Raw genomic sequence first — 6,508 nt, 5'->3', positions numbered from 1 at the left:
GCTCGCCTCGGTTCTCATGTCGGTGGTGGTTCGCGTGCGGCGTTGACTGCGCAGGATCGTCCGGCGCAGGTGCCGTTGTCGTTTGCGCAGCAGCGCATGTGGTTCCTCAACCAATTGGACCGCGAGTCGGCAGCCAACAACATTCCGATGGCGATCACGCTCACCGGCGAGTTGGACCAGGCGGCGTTGTACGACGCTGTCATGGACCTCTTGAAGCGTCACGAGGTTCTGCGCACGGTCTACCCCGAGGTGGACGGAATCGGCTACCAGCGGATACTGCCGGCGGCGGCAGTTCCGGTGAATCTGGCTCCCGTGCCGCTCGAGACATCCGACATCGTCGCGGCGGTGACGGAGTTCGTCTCATCAGGTTTTGACGTTACGGCTGAGGTTCCGTTGCGGGCCAAGCTCTTCCAGCTTGCCGAGGACTCGTTTGTACTGGCGATAGTGATTCACCACATCTCCACCGACGGTTTCTCGATGGGCCCGTTGATCCGCGACGTGATGACCGCGTACTACGCCCGCTCACAGGGGCAGACCCCGACGTGGGCGCCGTTGCCGGTGCAGTACGCCGACTACGCGTTGTGGCAGCGTGGTGTTCTCGGTTCCGAGAGTGACACGGAATCCGTACTCGCAGAGCAGATCGGCTACTGGGCTAAGGCTCTCGACGGAGTTCCAGACCAGATCACCTTGCCCAGTGACCGCGCGCGTCCAGCCGTGTTCACCGGACGGGGAGCCACCTACAGCTTCCCGATTTCCGCGGATGTTCACCGCGGACTGGCTGCTGTGGGTCGCGAGCACCAGGCATCGCTGTTCATGGTGATGCACTCGGCGTTGGCAACACTTCTTGCCCGGTTGTCCGGCACCACCGACATCGCAGTCGGTACCCCGGTGGCCGGTCGCGGTGAAGCGCAGCTCGACGATCTGATCGGCATGTTCGTCAACACCCTCGTGCTTCGTACCGAGGTGGATCCGGGGATGCGTTTCCTCGATCTGCTTACGTCGGCGCGTGAGAGTGATCTCGCGGCTTTCGCTCACGCAGACGTGCCGTTCGAGCGGCTGGTCGAGGTTCTCGATCCGGTGCGTTCGCAAGCGCACAACCCGTTGTTCCAGGTTGCCTTGGCATTCCAGAACCTGGGGCAGAATAACCTGACGCTGCCGGGACTCGATATCACTGAATTCGCTATCGCGGAAACCGTAGCGAAGTTCGACCTTCAGTTGACTCTGGTGGAAGCTGCCGATGGTCACGGAATGACTGCGACCTTCACGTATGCGACGGATCTCTTCGACGAGGGGACAGTTGTCTCCTTCGCCGAGAGGTTGACTCGAATTCTCGAAGCCGTCGCCGTGGATGCGACGCAGGCTGTCGGCGACATCAACATCCTCCAAGCGCCTGAGCGCATCGAATTGACCGGTCGCCGAGCGTCCTCGGGCATCGAGCCGAAGCCGTTGGCCGACATCCTGGCCGAGACCGCGTTGCAGTATCCCTCCAACGAAGCTCTCCGCTACCAGGATCGGTCGATGACCTACGCCGAGGTCGACGAGTGGTCGTCGCGCCTCGCCCGCGTCCTGATCGCTCGCGGTCTGGGCGCCGAAGACCTGGTCGCAGTGTCGATTCCGCGTTCTATCGAATCGGTCCTGCTGGTGTGGGCGGTATCCAAGACGGGCGCCGCGGTTGTTCCCATCGATCCGCACTACCCGGCTGACCGCATCGCGCATATGGTCTCCGACTCGGGCGTCTCGGTCGGTCTGACTCTCGAAGCTGAACTCGCAGGGCTTACCGACACCGTGGAGTGGCTCGCGATCGACAGTGATGCTTGCGCGGAACTGATGGCAGCGCAGGATAGTTCACCGATTCGTGAAGATGAACGTGTTCGCCCCGTCCTTCCGGCGCATCCCGCCTGGGTGATCTACACATCAGGCACAACGGGCTTGCCCAAGGGTGTTGTTGCTACCAGTGCGGGCCTCGCGAGCTTCAGTGCAACGCAGGCACAGCACTACCTGGTGACGCCGAACTCCCGCACGCTGCACTTCGCGTCGCCGAGTTTCGACGCGTCGATGCTCGAACTGTTCCTGGCTGTCGCGACAGGCGCTGCCATGGTGATCGTCCCGACGTCGATCTTCGGCGGCGACGAGTTGACTGCGCTGTTCAAGTCCGAACGCGTCACACACGCCTTCATCACGCCGGCGGCGTTGGCTTCCATGGATCCGTCGGGCCTGAACGATCTCGAGGTGGTTGGTGTCGGCGGCGAGGCGTACTCGCCGGAGTTGATGGCCAAGTGGGCGGATCAGCCGAACCGTCGACGTACGTTCCTCAATGTCTACGGCCCCACCGAGACCACTATCGTCACCAACGTCAGTGTGCCGCTGATGCCGGGCGACCGGATGACCATCGGTGGAACCATCGGCGACATGGCCGCGTTTGTTCTCGACACGCGTCTGCAGCCCGTTCCGGTTGGTGTTGCCGGTGAGCTGTACCTGTCGGGTCCTCAGGTCACCCGCGGATACCATCGCCGCCCGGGATTGACCGCGGATCGCTTTGTTGCCAACCCGCATGGCCTGCCCGGTGAGCGCATGTACCGCACCGGTGATGTTGTGCGTTGGACTGACCAATATCAGGTTGAGTATGTGGGCCGCAACGACTTCCAGGTGAAGATCCGTGGCTTCCGCATTGAACTCGGTGAGATCGACGCCGCCCTGACGGCACATTCGGACGTCGAGTTCGCCGCGACCATGGGCACCACGCTGGCGTCCGGTGCTCCGGCACTGGTGTCGTACGTATTTGTCGGCAAGGAATCTGCTGTCAGCTCGGCGGATCTGAGTGAGTTCGTCTCACGCACTCTGCCGGCGCACATGGTGCCTGCGTCGATCATGGTTCTGACCCACATGCCGCTGACCCCGGCCGGCAAGCTGGACCGAAAGGCTTTGCCGGATCCGGTATTCGAGGTCAAGGAGTTCCGCGCTCCCACCACCGAGATGGAACGCATCCTCAGCGAGGTCTTTGCCGACGTTCTCGGCCTCGATCAGATCGGTACCGACGATTCGTTCTTCGCTCAGGGCGGAGACTCGATCATGTCGATCCAGTTGGTGTCCCGCGCCAAGGCCCGAGGTGTTCTCTTCACGCCCAAGGACGTGTTCGAGAACAAGACGGTGGCAGAGTTGGCCGAGGTCGCCGTCTTCGGCTCCGACGCCGACGCGATCACTGTTCTCGCCGAGATCGAAGGCGGCGGCATCGGTTGGATGCCGCTCACTCCGATCAAGCGCTTCATGTTCGAACGGCCTGGCAGCTACCAGCGTTTCAACCAGCTATTGACGTTGGAATTGCCGCTGGGAATCGACCGGACCGGTGTTGTCGAAACGTTGACTGCGGTCATCGATCACCACGACATGTTCCGTTCGCGTCTGGTCAATGATCAGCGTGGTCCGGGCATGGCTGTGTCCGCGCCCGGAACCGTCGACGTGGATGGTTCGGTGCGCCGGGTGCAGGTGGACCCCGCGATTGCGGATACAGAGCTGACGGCCATCGCGTCGGGCGCTCTCGACGACGCTCTCGGCCGGTTGGATCCGGCCGCTGGTGTCATGGCTCAGTTCGTGTGGATCGACTTCGGTGACACGCGTACCGGCCGATTGATCGTGGCTGCGCATCACCTGATCGTCGACGGCGTCTCCTGGCGAATTATCGTGCCGGACTTGATTTCCGCGTGGGCCCAGCGCAGTGGCGGAAGTGTGCCCGTGCTCGAACCGACGGGCACGTCCATGCGTACCTGGGCGCACTCGCTGGCTGCGGAATCACGATCCGACAAGCGACTGGCAGAACTGCCACGGTGGCGTAAGACGCTGTCGACTCCGGACCCCATTCTCGGTTCGCGTGCGTTCGACCCCTCCGTCGACGTTGCGGCAACAGTCGAGCGTGTGCGCGTCGAGGTGCCCACAGACGTCACTGAAACCCTGCTGACAACTCTGCCCGAGGTGTTCCGCGGCGGAGCCAACGACGGTTTGCTGGCCGGACTTGCTCTGGCACTGGTGCGCTGGCGCCGTGAGCGGGGCATCGACACCGAAGCGGCACTGCTCCAGCTCGAGGGCCACGGCCGCGAAGAGGGCGTCGTCCCGGGTGCCGATCTCTCACGCACCGTCGGCTGGTTCACGGCGGCCTTCCCTGTCGCACTCGACCTTGCCGGTATCGACATCGACGACGCCTTCGACGCCGGAGTTGCTGCGGGAGCGGCGATCAAGGCAGTCAAGGAGCAGTTGCTCGCCGCTCCCGACAAGGGTGTCGGCTACGGACTGCTGCGGTACGTCAACGACGACACCTGCACTGAGCTGTCGAAGCTGAGCAGCGGGCAGGTCAGCTTCAACTACCTGGGTCGCATTGTGGCGGAGGATATTCCGGCTGCAGCGCAAGGCCTCGGATGGATTCCGGCACGCGACTTCTCCGATGTCGCTGCGCCGGAAGACCCGGACATGCCGGCCAACAAGGTTGTCGACATCAATGCCATCGTCAACGACGGCCCTGATGGCGCGGTGCTCGAAGCATCGTTTGCCTTCCCGAACGGATTGCTGAGCGCCACCGAGGTGCAAGCCCTGGCCGACCTGTGGGTCGGAGCACTCACAGCGCTGGCGCAGCACGCACAGGCCGTCGGCGCAGGCGGACTCACGCCGTCGGACGTGCCGCTGGTAACGCTGACCCAGCAGGATCTCGACGGGTTCGAGCAGCGTTTCCCCGCGGTGCAGGACGTCTGGCCGCTGGCTCCGCTGCAGTCGGGTCTGCTGTTCCACGCTGTCATGGCCGAGTCCACCGTCGACCTGTACTCCGTGCAGATGGTTCTCTCGCTGTCCGGCCGCGTCGACGCGGATCGCCTCCACGCCGCAGCACAGGCCATCATCGATCGTCACCCGAACCTGCGCACCGCATTTGTGGTCGACGGAACGGGTACGCCGGTCCAGGTAGTTCTCGGTGACATCGACGTGCCGTGGCGCGAACTGGATCTCACCACAATCGCTGACAGCGAAGAACGACGCCGCGAGTTGGATCGGATTCTTGTCGAGGACCAGGCCACGCACTTCGACATGTCGAACCCGCCGTTGATCAAGTTCACGCTGATCAAGATCGCGGCGAGCGAATACCGCCTTGTTGTGGCAAACCACCACATCATCCTCGACGGCTGGTCCATGCCGCTGCTGCTCCAGACGCTCCTCGGCCACTACGCCATGCGTGGGAACATTCCCGCTCAGACGCGGTCACTGAGCTACCGGAACTACCTCGCGTGGCTGGTCCAGCAGGATCGCAGTGTGTCCATGGATGCCTGGGCGAAAGCGCTGGGCGGCGTCGAAGAGCCGACGTTGTTGGCTCCCACCGTCGTTGGTCAGGAATTCAGTGCGCTGTCGCAGAAGTTGCAGATCTCGCTCAGCGAATCGGTGACCGCGACACTGACCGGTTTGGCATCGAGGACCGGCGTTACCGCCAACACGATCGTCCAGGCTGCCTGGGCAATTCTGCTGGGACGCATGACCGGTCGCCAGGACATTGTCTTCGGTGCCACGGTCTCCGGCCGTCCGCCACAACTCGACAGCGTCGAGAAGATGGTGGGCCTGTTCATCAACACGCTGCCCGTGCGTGTCCAACTGGATCTGGCCGAGTCCGTCGAGGCATTGCTCTCTCGGGTTCAGATCGAACAAGCGGGATTGCTCGATCACCATTACCTCGGCCTGACCGATGTGCAGAGCGCCGCGGGCGTCGGCGGACTCTTCGACACTCTGGTGATCTTCGAGTCCTACCCGGTCGACCGTGACGGTCTTGCAGCGCAGGCAGAGTTCTTGGATGGCATGGTGATCGACGATGTCGCCTCCGACGATTCCACGAACTACCCGCTCACACTGCTGATCGGTCTCGACGACCAACTGCACCTGACGCTTCGTTACCTACCCGACTTCTTCGACGAGTCGTACGCGCAGGCCCTGCTGGGTCGCCTCGAGACTCTGCTGACCGAAATCGGTGAAACGCCGTCTACTGCAGTCGGTGACGTCGAGGTCATGACGGCGCCTGAGCGCGCGTTGGTGCTCGAGTCGTGGAACGACACGTCTCGTCCGGTTGTGGGTGGGTTGTTGTTGGATGGTTTTGATTCTGTGGTGGGGGTTTGTTCGGGTTCGCGGGCGGTGGTGTTCGGGGATGAGGTGCTCTCGTATGGGGAGTTCGATGAGAGGGTTAATAGGTTTGCGCGTTATTTGATTGGTTTGGGTGTTGGGCCGGAGTCGTTGGTGGGGTTGGCTGTTCGGCGGTCGGTGGATTTGTTGGTTGGTTTGTATGCGATTGTGCGTGCGGGTGGGGCGTGGGTGCCGTTGGATCCTGATGCGCCGTCCTCGCGTAATGAGTATGTGTTGGATTCGGCTGATCCGGTGTGTGTGGTGTCGACGGAGCGTGATGGTTTCGTGGCGTCGGGTCGTCGGGTTGTGTGTGTCGATGTTGTTGATGTGTCTGGTTTTTCGGGTGCGCGGGTTTCTGATGTGGATCGGC

The 6,508-nt window shown here is 62.6% G+C and carries 1 protein-coding gene; it reads left to right on the top strand.

The annotated features are described in order from the left end of the window. Nucleotides 1-6,508, top strand: a 6,508-nt coding sequence (locus QM596_RS29500; RefSeq protein WP_283310591.1) for a non-ribosomal peptide synthetase, incomplete at both ends; no start/stop codon positions are given.

Origin of the sequence: Rhodococcus sp. IEGM 1406 (genome assembly GCF_030056745.1) — a bacterium.
Classification (GTDB): Bacteria; Actinomycetota; Actinomycetes; order Mycobacteriales; family Mycobacteriaceae; genus Rhodococcus_F; species Rhodococcus_F erythropolis.
The sequence above is the reverse complement of the archived record's forward strand: the minus strand, read 5'-3'. Positions and strand labels throughout refer to the sequence as shown.